The following is a 15,545-nucleotide window of genomic DNA, read 5'->3' as shown; positions in this document are numbered from 1 at the left end:
CGGGCGTCCTCAGGCGGCGTGACGTGACGGGGGGCGGGTCACGATGCGCGTTGCAGCGAGCGTGGCGGCGGTTTCCCGCGGCGCACCGTGCAATTCGGGTTCGATCGCGGCGGCGGCGCGGTTGAAGGCTTCGAACGCGGCGCCCAGTTCGTCGCGGCGATGATGCGAGATGCGCAGGGCGAAGCGCGATTCGGGCGCCTCGTCCAGGGCGCGGCGCAGGCGCGCGAGCGGCCGGGCGACCCACGATCCGCTGAGGTAGCCGACGATCAGCACCGCGGCGATCACGAGCAGCGACAGGATCGCGAGCAGGGTGCGCGACTGATCGAGCGCGGCGTCGAGCGACTGGCGCCGCAGGACCAGGTCGAGCGTGCCGAAATCGGCGCCGGCGTAGCGGATCGGCTGGACGAAGCGCAGGCCCGCGCCCTTGCCGTTGTCCGGAACCGACGACACGCGCGCGCCGCCGGTGGCGGGCACCCGGGCCTCCCCGCGCGGGACGCGATGGCGGCGGCCGACCAGCGACGCATCGTCGGCGGCGCGGACGATGCCGCCGGTGTCGGTGACGACGAGGCCGCGGATCTCGCGGTCGCGCGCGGCGGAGACGACGAACGCCTGCAACGCGGACCAGTCCTGCTGTTCGGGAGGAAGCCCGGCATTGTCGGCGGCGAGGAGCGCGGTATTCTGCGTCACGAAGCCCGCGATCGAACTGCCCGACACGACGGCCATCCGCTGCAACGTCTGCTGCTGCCGCTTCAGGATCGTCGTCACGCTGACCGCCAGCGCCAGCGCGGTGACGATCGCGAGCGACAGCGGCAGTTTCACCCGCAGCGGCAGGCCGCGGCGCGCCGGCGGGGCGTCCGCGGTCGATTGCCGTTCGCGTTCCAGCGCGCGGACGAGCAGATCGCCGTCGGCGAAGCGGGCCTCCGGCTTCTTCGCCAGCAACTTGTCGATGATGGCGCGCAGGCCGGGCGAGCAATCGCCCGCGGCGCGGTCGATCGGGTCGACCCTGTCCTGTGCGATCTGGATCGCCAGCGTCGCGAGGCCGGTGCCGGGGAAGGCGACCTTGCCCGTCACCATCTCGTACAGCACCACGCCGAAGGAGAAGAGGTCGGAGCGCGCGTCGACCGGCAGGCCCAGCGCCTGTTCGGGGCTCATGTAGCGGGGCGTCCCGATCAATTGCCCCACCTGCGTGCGGACCAGCGCCTGTTCCGCCGCCGTCCCTTCCAGGTCGGCGACGCGCGCGACGCCGAAATCGACCAGCTTGGCGGTGCGGCCGTCGGCGGACAGGAGGATGTTCGACGGCTTCACGTCGCGATGCACGACCCCCGCCCTGTGCGCATAGGCCAGCGCGGCGGCGAGCTGTTCCGCCAGCAGCAGCACGCGTTCGTGCGGCAGGCGGCCGTGCGCGGCCAGCACGGCATCGAGCGGTTGCCCTTCCACCAGCTCCATCGCGATATAGGCGATGCCGCGTTCGATCCCGACGTCGTAGATCGTGGCGATGCCGGGGTGGTTCAGCCCGCCCGCGGCCTGCGCCTCGCGCAGGAAGCGGCGGCTGAGTTCGGGATCGCGCGCGAGGTCGGGTTTGAGGACCTTGATCGCGACCGACCGGCCGATGCCGGTGTCGCGCGCATGGTAGACGTCGGCCATCGCGCCGTCGCCCAGTTTCCCCTCGATCCGGTATCGACCCAGCATTTCCATGCGCCCGAGCCTAACGGGGCAGGCGTAACCAAAGGCTTAGCGGCGGGTGCGGACCGTGGCGGCGATGCGCTGGGCACGGGACAGGTCGCGTGCGATGACGGGGTTGCCCGGATCGAGCGCGGCGGCGCGGCGAAGCTGGGCGACCGCGACGTTCACCTTTCCCTGGTTCAAAGCGGCGAGGCCCGCGGCGCGCGCCTGTCGTGCGGCGGCGGGGTTGGCGGCGGGGGCGGCCGTGGGGGCGGGCGGGCGGGGCGCAGACGGCCTTGCCGGCGCGGTCGCGGCGGGCGGGCGGGGGGACCGGGCAGGCGCGCGTGGTTCGGCGGTACGCGGCGGATCGGCGCGGCGCGGCGGGGTGCCCGGAATACGGATCGCCTGCCCCGCCGCCAGCGACGCGGGGCGATCGATGCCGTTGTAGCGCGCCAGCTGATACGCCTTCAGCCGGTTGCCCAGCAATCGTTGCGCCAGCAGCGTCATCGTCTCGCCCGGCTGCACGGTATAGCCGTAGCTGTCGGGGCCGAGCATCTCCTTCGCATCGCGGTCGATCGAATCCTTCAGCACCAGCAGCGACGGGTTCATCGGTTCGCGCTTCAGCGCCGCCTTCAGCAGCTTGCGTGCGGCGCCGACGTCGCCCTGGTCGAGCAGCGACAGGATCGTGTCGGGCGCGGCGGCGGGCGCGGAGGCGGCGGTGCCGGGGGGCGCCGGGCGATCTCCCCCCGAACAGGCGGCGAGGAGCAGCATCAGGCCCAACGGGGCGGCGGTACGACGGGTCATGCGTGGAACCTCACGGAATCGCGGGCGACGATATCGCGGCGCAGCGATGCGACGTCGTCGGCGAGCAGGATGGCGAGACGGCCGGTATCCGCGGCGAAGGACGCGAAATCGGCGGGGGCGAGCGGGCGGGAGAAATAATAGCCCTGGAAATAGCGGCAGCCGTGGCGGCGGAGCCATTCGACCTCCGCCCGCTGTTCCACCCCCTCCGCCAGCACGCGGATGCCGAGGCCGCGGCCGAGCGCGATGACGCTCTGGCAGATCGCCTGGCTTTCGCGGCGGCGGTGGACGTCGGTGACGAATTCGCGGTCGATCTTGATCTTGTCGAAGGTCAGGCGGCGCATCGTGCTGAGGCTGGAAAAGCCGGTGCCGAAATCGTCGATCGCAACCGCCACGCCCTGCGTCCGCAAGGCGCGGACCAGCCGCGCGGCCTGGCCGGTATCGTCCAGCGCGACGCTTTCGGTCAGTTCCACCTCCAGCGCGTCGGCCGGAATGCCGTGGCGCGCCAGCATCCGCGCGACGACCGCGGGCAGGTCGTCGTCGGTCATCTGCTGCCCCGACACGTTCACCGCGATCCGCAACGGGGACAGGCCGGGCTGCGCCCAGTCCGCGGTCTGGCGCAACGCGGCGTTCATCACCCACAGGCCGATGTCCCGCGCCAGCCCCGCGCTTTCCATGATCGGCACGAACTGCGCCGGCGGCACCGCGCCGCCCGCACGATCCCAGCGCAGCAGCGCTTCCGCCCCGCAGACCCGCCCCTCGCCTGCATCGATCAGCGGTTGATAGGCGAGGCGCAGTTCGGCGCGCGCCAGCGCCTGGCGCAGGTCCTGTTCCAGCAGGAAACGGTCGCGCGCCTGGATCACCTGCTGCGCCGGGGCGGCATCGCCGTCGAGGTCCACCACCGCGAAGGAGGCGATCGTGCGCGCCAGCGCCACGTCCGCCGTCTCCGCCGCGCGATCGAACGCGACGTGACGCAGCGCCACCTCCGGCAGGATCGCGCCGCTGTCGTCCGCGACCAACGTGCCCAGCGCGTACACTGCGGCCTTCAGTTCGCGCTCGGCGGCGTCGGGCGCCAATGCCGCATCGATCCAGATCGCCAGGTGGCCGCGGTCGACATGCGCGATCGTGCGCGACGGCGGCAGCATCGCGCGTACCCGGTCGGCCAGCACGCGCAGGACGCGGTCGCCGGCCTGCGGGTCGAAGGCGCACAGCCGGTCGTAGTCGCGGAACGCCAGCACGCCCAGCGTGCCGCGCGCGTCGGCCGCCATCGTCGCAAGCAAAGGTTCGCGCGTCGGCAGGCCGCTGACGGGATGCACCTCCTCCCGCGGGGGCGCGATCGGGGGGGCGTCCGGCGTCGCCGCCGCCGGGGCGGGGCGCCGCCACGACAGCGCCGCGAGCGCGGCGACGGCGGCGAGGCCGGGCCAGGCGCTGTCGACCGCGGCGCCCGCCACGCCCACGCCCAGGGCGACCAGGCCGAGCGTGCGACTCGGGCGGCACGGGGCCGGGGCTGGGAATCGGTCGCGCATTCGCGACGATTCCTATCGGCGGCGGGATATCAACCGGTTAACCCGGGGGATCGCGGTCCCTGCGATCCGGCATGACGGCGGTTACCCCACGAGCGATTTCAACGGCGTCGCCGCGTCGGCGAGCGACGCCGGGTCCGCGGCGACCCGGCCGGTCACCAGTGCCTTGCCCTGCACGTAGTCCTTTACGGCGTTGACGCAGTCGAGCGCGATCACGCGTCCGTCGCGCAGGTAGACGAGCGAGAAGCTGCGCGTCGCCGGATCGCCGCGCAGGATCGCGCGGTCGTGGCCGGTCGACAGGCCGACGGTCTGCAACTTCAGGTCGTACTGGTTGGACCAGAACCACGGGACCGCATGATAGGGATCGGTCCCGCCCAGGATCGCGCGCGCGGCGACGGTCGCCTGATCGTTGGCGTTCTGCACCGATTCCAGCCGGATCGACGCGCCGTCCGCGAAATCGTTGGCGTGGAGCGCGCAATCGCCGATCGCGAAGACATCGGGCAGCGAGGTGCGGCACTGCGCGTCGACCCTCACCCCGTTGTCGCCGTCGGCCCCCGCCGCCAGCAGGTGCTCCACCGCGGGAACGACGCCGATGCCGACGACGACCATCTGCGCCGCCAGCGTCTCGCCGTCGGCCAGGCGGACGCCGGTGGCGCGGCCGTCGGCGCCGAGGATGCAGTCGACCGTCGCGCCCAGCCGGAGGTCGACGCCGTGCGCGCGATGTTCCCCCTCGTAGAAGCGCGACAGCGGCTCGCCCGCGACGCGCGCCAGCACGCGGTCGGCGGCCTCCAATACCGTCACGTGCTTGCCCAGCTTCGTCAGGACCGCCGCGGCCTCCAGCCCGATATAGCCGCCGCCGACGACGACGACGCGGGTCGTCGCGGGCAGTTCGGCCATCAGCCGGTCGACGTCGGCGCGGGTGCGCACGGCGTGGACGCCGGTCAGGTCGTGGCCCGAACAGGTCAGCCGGCGGGGTGTGCCGCCGGTCGCCCAGATCAGAATGCCGTAATCGATCGGGGTCCCGTCGGCGAGGGTCACGCGATGCGCCGCCGCATCGACCGCCGCGACTCGCCGGCCCAGCAGCATCGTCACGTCGCGGTCGCGCCAGAAGGATTCGGGGCGGATCAGGATGCGTTCGAACGGCTTGTCCCGCGCCAGATAGTCCTTCGACAGCGGCGGGCGTTCGTAGGGCGGGTCGGGCTCGTCGCCGATCAGCGCGATCGTGCCCGCGAAACCCTGCTGCCGCAACGCGATCGCGGCCTGCGCGCCGCCGTGTCCCGCGCCGACGATGACGATATCGAAGCGTTCGGTCATTCTGGTGTCGGTCCTTCCTTCATGCGCGCGCCGTGTTCCTGCGCACGCAGGAACCCGGAGTCACGAACGGTGTCGCCTGCGGCCCTGGGTTCCTGCTTTCGCAGGAACGCGGCCACCCTCAGTCCACGTCACCGTGCCCATGGCCGACCGTGGCCTTCGCGCCCGTATCCGCGCCGCCGGTCGCGCCCTCCCACCAATAGGGCAGGCGCTTGCGCGTCCCCGTCGCCACCTCGTTCAGCGTCGCGGCGTCGTACAGGCGGCCGCCCAGCATCACCTGCGCCACCTTGTCGCTGTTGCGGATGTCGGTCGTGGGATCGGCGTTCAGGACGACGAGGTCGGCGAGCTTCCCCGCCTCCAGCGAGCCGACGTCCTTCGCATAGCCGAGCGAGGTCGCCGCCGCGATCGTGCCCGCGCGCAACGCCTCGACGGGGGTGAAGCCGCCGCGGGCGAAGCTCCACATCTCCCAATGCGCGCCCAGCCCCGGCTGCTGCCCGTGCGCGCCGATCGCGACGGGGATGCCCTTCATCGCCAGCTTCTTCGCCTCGCGCGCGGTGGCGCCGTCGACGTAATCCTCCTCCGGCGCGATCTCCCGCCGCGCGTTCTGCGCCGCGAGCAGCGCGGGCGGCGCGTGGCGCGACAGCAGGGGGTGGCGCCACACGTCGCTGTGCGCGCGCCAGTACGGGTCGCCTGCGGGGCCGCCATAGGCGACGACCAGCGTGGGGGTGTAGCCGACGCCGCTCTGCGCCCACAGGTCGACCACGTCGGCGTAGAAATGCTCCAGCGGGACATTGTGCTCGACGGTGGAATTGCCGTCCTGCACGAGGGACATGTCCAGCGTGTAGAGCGAGCCGCCCTCGGGCACGACCTCCATCCCCTCCGCCTGCGCGGCGGCGACGACCATCTGGCGCTGTTCGCGGCGCGGCTGGTTGTAGTTCTTCACGCTGCGCGCGCCCTGCGCCTTCAGCCGGCGGACGACCGCCAGCGCGTCCTCGTAGGTATCGATCTGCGCGTACACGTCCGCCGCCTTCGCGCCGTACACGATCTCGCCGGTCGAGAAGGTGCGCGGGGCCAGGATCATGCCCGCCTGCTGCATCTCCGCGGCGGGGAAGATCTCCGCGGAGCGCGACGACGGGTCGTGGACGGTGGTGGTGCCTAGCGCGAGATTGGCCATCGCGGACCAGTTCTGCTGCGGTACGACCTCGTCCTCCCCCTGCGGGCCGTGCGCGTGCGCGTCGACCAGACCGGGGATGATCGTCTTGCCGGTTACGTCCACCGTCGTCGCGCCCGCGGGCACGGCGATGCCGGCACGCGGGCCGACCGCGACGATGCGGTCGCCGCGGATCAGGATCGTGGCGTCGTCGACGATGCCGCCGTCCGCGCTCGCCATCGTCACGACGCGCGCGCCGGTGAGCGCGACGGTGCGCGTCGGCTTGTCGGCGGCGATGTCCATCGACAGCGAAATGCCGGTGCGCGGGGCGACGAATTTCGGCGCGTCCTCGCCCGCGGGGGCGGCGCGGAAGAGCGCGGCGGTTTCGGCGGTGAACAGCGTCGGGCCGGCGCTCCAGTGCACCTGCCGCCCGTCATTCGACCAGTGGATGAAGTCCGCGCCGTCCGCGCTGACGCGGGTGACGGGCAGGGGGCCGCCCTTCATGTCCGCGTCGACCGACTGGCGGCCGGGGAGGAGCGGCATCACGAACGCCTCGTAATTCTGGCGGAAGGCGACATGATCGCCCTTCGGCGAGACCTGATAGTCGTTGACCAGCTCGCCCGCGGCGTGGACGCGGCGGTCCTGTCCGTTCAGGTCGGTGCTGACCAACTGGCGCTTGTCCTTTTCGCGCGCGACGAGGAAGACGCGATCGCTGGTCGCGCCGAATTGCGGCGTCGACCCGTCCTTCGTCACCAGTACGGGGGTGCCGCCCGTGGCGGCGACGCGGTAGACGCCGGTGCCCGCCGCGCCGCGCGCCGCGGTCAGCCCGCCGCCCGCGCCCTGTTCGAACACGATCGTCTGGCCATCGGGGGAGAATTGCGGGCGGGTGTAATGGCCCGCCGCCGTGGTGACCGCCTTCGCCGTGCCGCCGGTCGCCGCGATCGTGCGGACCTGACCCAGCCCCGCGTCGGTCCAGCCGACGAACACGATCCGTTTCCCGTCACGCGACCAGGCCGGGAACAGTTCCAGTTCGTCGGTGCCGCGCGTCAGCCGCCGCGCGGTGCCGCCCGCGACCGGCTTCGTCCACAATCTGCCCAGCGTCTCGAACACCACGGTGCGGCCGTCGGGCGAGACGCTGGCCCAGCGCGGCATCTTCGTCGCGAAGCGATCGGGCGCGACCGCCACCTGCGGATGCGTCGCGGCGACGATCGTGCGGGTGTCGTCGATGCGGAACGGGATCACCGCCGCGCCCGATCCGTCCGCATTGACGCGGCGCAGCTTGCCGCCGGCCCAGAACACGATTTCCCTGTCGCCCGGCGTCCAGGCGAAATTGGGGTACACGCCGGTCACGGCCCAGGTCTCCTGCACGTCGCGGTCGAGCGGGCCGTAGACGATGCGTTCCACGCCGGTGGCGAGGTCCTTGACCCACAGCTTCGACACGTTGTTGTCGCGGCGGACGAAGGCGATGCGCTTCCCGTCGCGCGAAGGCGTCGGGCGGACCGAGCCGCCGACGCCGGAAACCGCGGTGGTCACTTCCCCGCTGTCGATGTCGTAGCGTTCGATCTCGAACAGGCTGGTGCGCGAATTCTGCGCATATTCGAAAATGGGGCCGGGGGAGACGTTGCGGGTGTAGAAGATGCTCTTCCCGTCGGCGGCGTAGATCGGCTCGCCCAGTTCCTTCTGCAATTGCTCGCTGGCGCGCTTGACCAGCTGCACCCCGCCGCCACCCGACACGTGGTACAGCCAGACCTCGCCCGTGCCGAGCGAGCGGCCGGTGGTGAAATGCTTCTTCGCCGCGATGAAGCGGCCGTCGGGGCTCCACGTCGGCTGGTTCAGCAGGCGGAAGTCCTCCTTCGTCACCTGCCTCTTGTCGCTGCCGTCGGTGTTCATGACCCAGATGTTGTCGCCGCCGCCGCGATCGGAGGTGAAGGCGATGCGGCGGCCGTCGGGGGAGAAGCGCGGCTGATGCTCGAACGTCAGCCCTTCCGCGATGCGGGTCGGCGTGCCGCCCGCGATCGGCATCGTGTAGATGTCGCCGAGCAGGTCGAAGGCGAGCGTGCGGCCGTCGGGGGAGACGTCGACGTTCATCCAGCTGCCTTCGTCCACCGCGATCCGCGCCGTCCGCGTCGTCAGGCCGCGGGGGGCGTTGACGTCCCATTTTGCGGGCTTCTTCGCCGCGGCGGGCGCGGGAGTCGCGGTCGGCGCGGGGGCGACGGGTGCGCCGGTGGGGGCGGGCATCGGGGCCGTCGCCTCGTTCTCGGGCGCCTGCGTCTTCTCCACCGGCTTTTCGACCGGGGGCGCGACCTGTGCGGACAGGTGGCCCGCGAACAGCGCGAGCGCGATGGCGGTGAGGGTACGATGCGTGACGGTCATGGAAATCCCCTTGATCGCGCGGGAACCTAGACGATCCGTCGCGCGCGTCACGCGTCAAATGCTTCGCACCCCCGTATGCGCGTGGCATGGAGGGGAATGACCACGATCCGCATCCTCGTCGACGCCGACGCCTGCCCGGTGAAGGACGAGATCTATCGCGTCGCGTGGCGGCTGGCGGTGCCGGTGACGATCGTCAGCAACCAGCATCTGCGCATTCCCGCGCATCCGCTGGTGACGCGCGTCGTCGTGGACGACGGGTTCGATGCGGCGGACGACTGGATCGCGGAACGCGCGGATACGGCGGCGGTGGTGGTGACCGCGGATATATTGCTCGCGGATCGGTGCGTGAAGGCGGGGGCGACGGTCCTGTCGCCGACGGGGAAGGCGTTTACGTCCAGCTCGATCGGCAATGCGGTGGCGGTGCGCGCGATCATGAGCGACCTGCGCGCAGGCGGCGAGCAGATCGGCGGGCCGAAGCCGTTCGCGAAGGAGGATCGGTCGCGGTTCCTGTCCGCGCTCGATGCGGCACTCGTGCGGTTGCGGCGGTGACGCCGTCATTGCGAGCGTAGCGCGGCAATCCCGTGTGGCGCGCGGCACCCTGGGTTGCTTCGCTACGCTCGCAATGACGCGGTGGTCGCCAGCAGCGCGAAGGTCGCGAGCCAGTGCGCGCCCGCGTAATCGTCGTCGAGGTGCGGCAGGCTGGCGGCGAGATGCGCCTCCGCCGCGTGCAGCGCGGGCGACGCGACCGGGTGGCCGGGGCCGAGCGCGCTGGCGATGCCGCGCCAGCACCACGCGCGGCTGAGGTTCAGGCCGTCGAGGTGCGCGATCTTTCCGTCGCTGCGGTCCGACACGGTGGCGGGGGTGAACAGCGTCGCGGGTTCGCCGCCCGCCAGGTCGGGAAGGAAGGCGTCGAACCACGTCGCGAACGCGTCGGCGGGCAGGATGCGGCTCATCAACAGCGCCTCGACCAGCGCGGGCGACAGGAAGTCATCGCCCGATGGTTCCCACGCCTGGCACGCGCGGTCGGTCGCGAACCAGTCCCGTGCGCGTTCGCCGATCAGCGCGGCGAGCGCGGGATCGTGCGTCGTCGCCCAGTCGTGCGCCAGCACCAGCGCGAAGGCGGTGTTGCCGTGCGTGCCGGCGCGGACGGCGTAGGTCAGTTTCGGCAGGTAGCCCGCGAACCGCGTGGCGAAGGCGCGGGCGAGCGGCTCCAGCGCATCCCCCCAGCCTGCATCGTGGCGTGCGGCCTCGTCATGCAGCGCGAGGAGCCAGCCCCAGCCGTAGGGCCGCTCGAACCCCCCGCTGTCGGGGCGGTCGAGATAGGCCAGTTCGCCCGCCACCAGCGCGGGGGTCAGCATCGCGTCGGCGCGGGTGTTGACCGCCGCTGCCTCGGGCATGTCGGGGGCGCGGCGCAGGAGCGTCAGCAATTGCCACCACGCGTGGACGCAGCTGTGCCAGTCGAAGCTGCCGTGGAAGATCGGGTGGAGCGCGGACGGGGTCGCGGCATCCTGCGGCCCCGACAGGACGTGGTCCAGCTTGTGCGGATATTCGCGCCCGACATGCGCCAGCGTGATGCGGGCGAAGCGCGCGGCCGTGTCGGGATCGATCATCTCACCACCCACCATAACAGCAACAGGTTGAAGCCGAGCAGCGGCACTGCGGTCGCCACCTGCGCGCGGATCACGCCGTAGCGGTCGCGCAATTCCAGCAGCGCGGCGGGCACGATGTTGAAATTCGCCGCCATCGGGGTCAGCAACGTGCCGCAGAAGCCCGCCAGCATCCCCACCGCCGCAACCGGGGCGGGGTCGCCGCCATATTGCCGGATCAGCAGCGGCACGCCCACCGCCGCGGCCATGACGGGGAAGGCGGCGAAGGCGTTGCCCATCACGATCGTGAACAGCGCCATGCCGAGGCCGTAGGCGACGACCGCGCCCGCGATGCTGCCCGCCGGGATCGCCTGTCCGACCAACCCGCCGACGACCTCCCCCACCCCCGCCAGCGCGAACACCGCGCCGAGGCTGGCGAGGAGTTGCGGCAGGACCGCGGCCCAGCCGATCTCGTCCAGCAGGCGTCGTCCGGCGCGCAGGCCCGCGAGCGGGGCGGGGCGCAGGATCAGGTGGCACAGCAGCATGGCCACCAGCACGCCCGCGGTCAGCGCGACCAACGTCGCCTGTTTGGGATCGATCAGCGTCGGCATCCGCTCTGCCGCCAGCGTGCCCAGCAAGGCGCAGGCGGGGATGACGAGCGCCAGCGCGATCAGCGGCTTTCGCAGGTCGGTCGTGCCCTCCGCCGCCGGTTCGCCGCGGCGCATCCTGCCCGACGTGGCGACGCCCACCAGCGCCAGCACCAGCAGGCCGTTGCCGAGATCGCCGATGCGGTCGCCCGCCAGGAAGGACGCGGCGATCAGCGCATGGAACGCGGCATTGGCCCAGCGCCGGTCGTGCGCGCCGAGAAGGGCGACCCCCGCGAACACCAGCCCGGCGACGGTATAGACGAAGCCGAGGCCGATCATCGGCTGCGGCCCAGCCTGCGATCGAGCAGCCAGAGCCGGAAACCGTGGATCGCGAAGGCGGCGATCGCGGTCGGGATCGCCCAGACCGACAGCTGGAACGGCGCCAGGACGATGCCGTACCCCTCCAGCACTCCCTTCATCAGCAGGATCGATCCGATCGCGATGAAGATGTCCTCGCCGAAGAACAGGCCGATATTGTCGGTCGCCGCCGCCAATGCGCGAACATGGTCGGGGTCGTCGTTCCCCTGCGCCGCCGCCGCCGCCTCCGCCATCGGGGCGACGAGGGGGCGGACGGTCTGCGCCGGTCCGGCGATGGCGGTCAGGCCGAGCGCGGCGCTGACCTGCCGGAACAGCAGGTAGCCCGCGAGCAGCCGCCCCACGGTCAGCCCGCGCAGCCCCGCGACCAGCCCGCGCGCGCGATCCTGCAACCCGAACCGTTCCAGCAGGCCGATGACGGGCAGGACCATGTAGATGGCGGTGACGTAGCGCGTGTCGTTGAACGCCTTCCCGAAGCGCGCGAGGATCGCAAGCGGGTCCAGCCCCGCGGCGAGGCCGGTGGCGAAGGCGGCGACGACGATCACGAGCAGGGGGTTGAAGCGCAGAAGGAATCCCAAAGCGATGATCGCGATGCCCGACAGGACCAGCATCAGCGGTTCGCCTTTCCGTATCCGCCGCCGCCGGGCGTTTCGATGACGAACGTGTCGCCCGCCTCCATCCGCGCCGCGGCGACCGCGCCCAGTCGCTCGATTCTCCCATCCGCGCGCTCGATGCGGTTCGCGCCGGTCGCGCCGTCCCCGCCGCCCGCCATGCCGAAGGGGGGGATGCGGCGGCGGTTGCTGAGGATGTTGGCCTTCATCGGGTGCAGGAAGCGCACCCGTCGCGTCGCGCCGTCGCCGCCCGCCCACGCGCCGCCGCCGCCGGAGCCGCGACGGATCGAGAATTCCTCCAGCAGGACGGGGAAGCGCGTTTCGAGCACCTCCGGATCGGTCAGGCGGCTGTTGGTCATGTGCGTCTGCACCGCGCTCGCGCCCGCGAAGCCATCGCCCGCGCCTGCGCCGCCGGCGATCGTCTCGTAATATTGCAGCGTGTCGTCGCCGAAGGTGAAGTTGTTCATCGTCCCCTGGCTCGCCGCCATCGCGCCCAGCGCCCCCATCAGCGCGTCGGTGACGACCTGGCTGGTCTCGACATTGCCCGCGACGACGGCGGCGGGGAAGCGCGGATTGAGCATCGATCCCTCCGGCACGATCAAGGTCACGGGGCGCAGGAAGCCGTCGTTGAGCGGCGCGTCGTCCGCCACCAAGGTCCGCAGCACGTACAGCACCGCGGCGCGCACCACCGCCAGCGGGGCGTTGGTGTTGCCGGGCCGCTGATCGCTGGTGCCGGTGAAGTCGACCGTCAGCGCGCCCGCATCGCGATCGACGCGGACCGTGACCCGCACGGTCGCGCCGTCGTCGGTGGCGTAGGCGAACGCGCCGTCCGACAGCGTCGCGATCAGGCGGCGGCAGAGCGCCGCCGCATGATCCTGCACATGCGCCATATAGGCGGTGACGACGGCCACGCCCTGTTCGGCCGCCAGCCGTTCCAGCCCCGTCGCCCCGCGCGCGCAGGCGGCGAGCTGCGCGGCGAGGTCGGCCATGTTCTGGTCGATGTTGCGCGCAGGGTGCGGGCCGCTCGCCAGCAGCGCGCGCAGGTCGGCGGCCCGCAGGATGCCGTCGGCCATGACGGTCACGTCGTCGAACACGATCCCCTCGTCCGCGATGCTGCGGCTGTCGGCGGGCATCGATCCGGGGCTGGTGCCGCCGACGTCGGCATGATGCCCGCGCGCGGCGACGAAGAAGGCGGGCCGGTCCTGCCCCGCGAACACGGGCTGGACGACCGTGATGTCGGGCAGGTGCGTGCCGCCGCGGAACGGGTCGTTGACCGCATAGGCCTCGCCGACTCGCATCGCGCGCCGACTGGCGATCAGGTGGCGGACGCAATCGCCCATCGAGCCGAGATGGACGGGGATGTGCGGCGCGTTGGCGATCAGGAAGCCATCGGCGTCGAAGATCGCGCAGGAGAAGTCGAGCCGCTCGCGAATGTTGACCGAGGCGGCGCTGCGCTGGAGCGCGGAGCCCATCTCCTCCGCCAGCCCCATGAACACGCCGGCGAAGATGGCGAGGCGGACGGGGTCGGCGGCGGCATCCGCGGTGGCGGCGGCGCGGGCAACGGTACGCGTCAGGCGCAGCGTGCCGTCGTCGAGCACCGCGGCGGTCCAGCCGGGCTCGACCACCGTGGTGGAGGTCGCATCGACGATCAGCGCGGGCCCGGCGATGCGCGTGCCCGACGCGAGGGCATCGCGGCGGGCGAGGCGCGTGGGGCGGGTTTCGCCGTCCATGAAGGCATCGACGCCGTCGTCGGTCGCCGCGGCCGTCGCCTCATGGCCCGCGGCCAGTGGGCGGGTGGGGGCGACCGCCTCCACCTGTATCCGTTCCACCACCAGCCCGTCGTCGCCGGTGAAGCCGAAGCGTTCGCGATGCGCGACGTCGAACGCGGCGGTCATCGCGGCATCGTCCGCGACCGCCACGTCGATGCCCTGATCGGTGCGGGCATAGCGAAGCAGCGCGGTGGCGATCGTCGTCGATCCGGGCAGGTCGGCCTGCGTATCGGCGGCGAGCGCGGCCAGTGCCGCGCGCCATGCGGGATCGGCCAGCGGAATGCCCAGCGTCCGCTGCCGGACGAGGCGGCGGTCCGCCAGCGCGATGCCGTAGGCCGACAGGACGCCCGCCAGCGGATGGACCAGCACCGTCTCCATCCCCAGCGCGTCGGCGACGAGGCAGGCATGCTGCCCGCCCGCGCCGCCGAAGCTCATCAGGGCATAGCCCGCGGGATCGTGGCCGCGCGCGACCGACACCGCCTTGATCGTGTTGGCCATATTGGCGACCGCGATGCTGACCAGCCCGGCGGCGGCGTCCATCGCATCGGGGCGCGTGCCGGTCGCGGCCTGTACCTCGTCCAGAAGCGCATCGAGCCTTGCGGCGGCGGCGTCGGAGTCGAGCGGCTGGTCGCCGGTTGGGCCGAAGACCGCGGGGAAGAGTTCCGGCCGGATCTTGCCGAGCAAAAGGTTGCAGTCGGTGACGGTCAGCGGCCCGCCGCGGCGGTAGCAGGCGGGGCCGGGGTCCGCGCCCGCCGATGCCGGGCCGACGGTGAAGCGTCCGCCGTCGAAGGCGCAGATCGATCCGCCGCCTGCCGCGACGGTATCGATCCGCAGCATCGGCGCGCTGACGCGCGTGCCGCCGATCACCGCTTCCTGCCGCCGTTCGAAGTCGCCGGCCCACAGCGACACGTCGGTGGAGGTGCCGCCCATGTCGAAGCCGATGACGCGGTCCGCGCCCGCCGCTTTCGCCGCCGCCGCCATGCCGACGATTCCGCCCGCGGGGCCGGACAGCAGCGCGTCCTTGCCGTGGAAGGCGTGGCCGTCGACCAGCCCGCCGGACGATTGCATGAAAAGCGCGCCGGTGCCGAGCGCCGCCTCCAGTCCCGCGACGTAGCGGCGCAGGACGGGCGACAGATAGGCGTCCGCCACGGTGGTGTCGCCGCGCGCGACCAGCCGGATCAGCGGGGCGACGCGGTGGCCGACCGATACCTGTGCGAAGCCGATGCCGGTCGCCAGATCGGCCAGCGCAGCCTCGTGCGCCGGATGTTTCCAGCCGTGCATCAGCACGATCGCGATGCTGCGCAGGCCGTCGTCATAGGCCGCGCGGAAGGCGGCGTCGGCGGCGGCGAGGTCGAGCGCGCGGACGACGTTGCCGTCGACGTCGACGCGCTCGTCCACCTCCACCACGCGCGCCGCCAGCGGGGGCGGGCGGCGGATGTCGCGCGCGAAGATGTCGGGCCGGTCCTGATAGCCGATCGTCAGCGCGTCGCCGAAGCCGCGCGTGATCGCCAGCAGGGTCGGTTCGCCGCGCCGTTCCAGCAGCGCGTTGGTCGCGATCGTGGTGCCGATGCGGACGTCGGTCGCGGGCAGGGGGCCGTCCGCGATCCCGGTCAGTCGCCGGATCGCCTCCACCGCGGCATCGTCGTAGCGGCCGGGATCGACCGACAGCAGCTTCGCGACCGCGATCGTCCCGTCGCTGCGTTCCGCCACGACATCGGTAAACGTGCCGCCGCGGTCGATCGCGATGCGGACGAGGGCGGGGGGCGTATCGGTCATGCCGTGCCTTATCGCGCCGGG

The 15,545-nt window shown here is 72.2% G+C and carries 10 protein-coding genes; 1 reads left to right on the top strand and 9 read right to left on the bottom strand.

Annotated features, from left to right (window positions below; all coding sequences use genetic code 11):
- Positions 1 to 9 precede the first annotated feature (9 nt).
- From ASG29_RS00710 to ASG29_RS00690, 5 genes are all read right to left on the bottom strand, one after another.
- On the bottom strand, positions 10 to 1,695 hold the full coding sequence (locus tag ASG29_RS00710; protein WP_055978747.1) for a serine/threonine-protein kinase: 1,686 nt from the start codon (positions 1,693 to 1,695) through the stop codon (positions 10 to 12).
- Positions 1,696 to 1,731: 36 nt separating this feature from the next.
- Positions 1,732 to 2,466, bottom strand: coding sequence for a LysM peptidoglycan-binding domain-containing protein (locus ASG29_RS00705; RefSeq protein ID WP_055978745.1), 735 nt, complete (start codon positions 2,464 to 2,466; stop codon positions 1,732 to 1,734).
- The gene (locus ASG29_RS00700; protein ID WP_156457821.1) at positions 2,463 to 3,989 is read right to left on the bottom strand and encodes a putative bifunctional diguanylate cyclase/phosphodiesterase; all 1,527 of its coding nucleotides are present in this window, start codon (positions 3,987 to 3,989) and stop codon (positions 2,463 to 2,465) included. The genes ASG29_RS00705 and ASG29_RS00700 overlap by 4 nt, the downstream gene beginning before the upstream one ends.
- An 81-nt stretch (positions 3,990 to 4,070) precedes the next feature.
- Positions 4,071 to 5,300 carry an NAD(P)/FAD-dependent oxidoreductase gene (locus tag ASG29_RS00695; RefSeq protein WP_055978739.1) on the bottom strand — a complete coding sequence of 410 codons (1,230 nt, stop codon included), beginning with the start codon at positions 5,298 to 5,300 and terminating at the stop codon, positions 4,071 to 4,073.
- A 118-nt stretch (positions 5,301 to 5,418) separates the two neighbouring features.
- Positions 5,419 to 8,820: an amidohydrolase family protein gene (locus tag ASG29_RS00690; RefSeq protein WP_055978736.1), complete on the bottom strand. Its 3,402-nt coding sequence runs from the start codon at positions 8,818 to 8,820 to the stop codon at positions 5,419 to 5,421.
- A gap of 96 nt (positions 8,821 to 8,916) precedes the next feature.
- On the opposite strand from ASG29_RS00690, the gene ASG29_RS00685 reads away from it, so the two are divergent.
- The gene (locus tag ASG29_RS00685) at positions 8,917 to 9,369 is read left to right on the top strand and encodes a YaiI/YqxD family protein (RefSeq protein WP_055978733.1); all 453 of its coding nucleotides are present in this window, start codon (positions 8,917 to 8,919) and stop codon (positions 9,367 to 9,369) included.
- A 62-nt stretch (positions 9,370 to 9,431) separates the two neighbouring features.
- Here ASG29_RS00685 and ASG29_RS00680 read toward each other — a convergent pair whose 3' ends face one another.
- From ASG29_RS00680 to ASG29_RS00665, 4 genes are read right to left on the bottom strand one after another with little or no spacing between them, the layout of a single operon-like run.
- The gene (locus tag ASG29_RS00680) at positions 9,432 to 10,430 is read right to left on the bottom strand and encodes a DUF2891 domain-containing protein (protein WP_055978730.1); all 999 of its coding nucleotides are present in this window, start codon (positions 10,428 to 10,430) and stop codon (positions 9,432 to 9,434) included.
- The gene (locus ASG29_RS00675) at positions 10,427 to 11,332 is read right to left on the bottom strand and encodes a 5-oxoproline transporter, DUF979 family subunit (RefSeq protein WP_055978727.1); all 906 of its coding nucleotides are present in this window, start codon (positions 11,330 to 11,332) and stop codon (positions 10,427 to 10,429) included. Before ASG29_RS00675 ends, ASG29_RS00680 begins: the two co-directional genes overlap by 4 nt.
- Entirely contained in the window at positions 11,329 to 11,979 is a 651-nt protein-coding gene (locus ASG29_RS00670; protein ID WP_055978723.1) for a DUF969 domain-containing protein, read from the bottom strand. The genes ASG29_RS00675 and ASG29_RS00670 overlap by 4 nt, the downstream gene beginning before the upstream one ends.
- Complete coding sequence (locus ASG29_RS00665) at positions 11,979 to 15,524, bottom strand: hydantoinase B/oxoprolinase family protein (protein WP_055978720.1); 3,546 nt, start codon at positions 15,522 to 15,524, stop codon at positions 11,979 to 11,981. The genes ASG29_RS00670 and ASG29_RS00665 overlap by 1 nt, the downstream gene beginning before the upstream one ends.
- Positions 15,525 to 15,545 lie beyond the last annotated feature (21 nt).

It is taken from the genome of Sphingomonas sp. Leaf412, from assembly GCF_001425405.1.
Taxonomy (GTDB): domain Bacteria; phylum Pseudomonadota; class Alphaproteobacteria; order Sphingomonadales; family Sphingomonadaceae; genus Sphingomonas.
Note: the sequence above shows the minus strand (reverse complement) of the source record. Positions and strands in the feature narration are given on the sequence as shown.